The sequence below is a fragment of the Streptococcus pluranimalium genome, from assembly GCF_047785745.1.
GTDB classification, from domain to species: Bacteria; Bacillota; Bacilli; order Lactobacillales; family Streptococcaceae; genus Streptococcus; species Streptococcus pluranimalium_B.
The window spans coordinates 1-540 of the sequence record NZ_JBLOJT010000239.1 but is presented as its reverse complement, the minus strand read 5'-3'; the positions used below and the strand labels follow the sequence as shown (position 1 = coordinate 540).

General features: G+C 37.0%; 1 protein-coding gene. It reads left to right on the top strand.

The genetic code is table 11. The features are described 5' to 3' along the window. Positions 1-178 precede the first annotated feature (178 nt). On the top strand, positions 179-540 hold a 362-nt coding region (locus ACMZ6U_RS10700), incomplete at its 3' end, for an IS110 family transposase (protein ID WP_416108383.1).

Sequence of the window (540 nt, the reverse complement as noted above, 5' to 3'; positions counted from 1 at the left end):
TGTGGATTAGTATTTCCTCCAATCGCTTGACGATTTACGAAAGGCTCTAACCACAGCTTTTTGTTTCAATTGGTAATGAGTTTGATAACGCAATGACGTTTAATCTTCAGTAAGGTGACAAGACAAAAAGTAAGTGGATACCAAGTGGGTTTTATACTTAATATTCGGAGGTGCTCTTATGCTCTATGTTGGCATTGATGTCGCTAAAAACAAACATGATGTCACAGTCTTAGATGGAACTGGTAAGCAAGTCTTAAAGACTATTACCTTCACCAATCGAAAACAAGGATTTGAATGGCTTCATAATACCTTAAAACAACTTGGTCAAGACTGTCTTATCGCAATGGAAGATACGGGACATTATGCCTTAAACCTTTTGAGATTCTTACATGAAAAAGCTTATCAAGTCTATACTTCCAATCCTCTTCTCATCAAAGAATTTACTAAATCACTCTCTCTACGTAAGACTAAGACAGACAAGAAAGACGCCCGAGTCATCGCACTTAAACTAGTAACAGATCCCAATCGAGAACTCTTTAA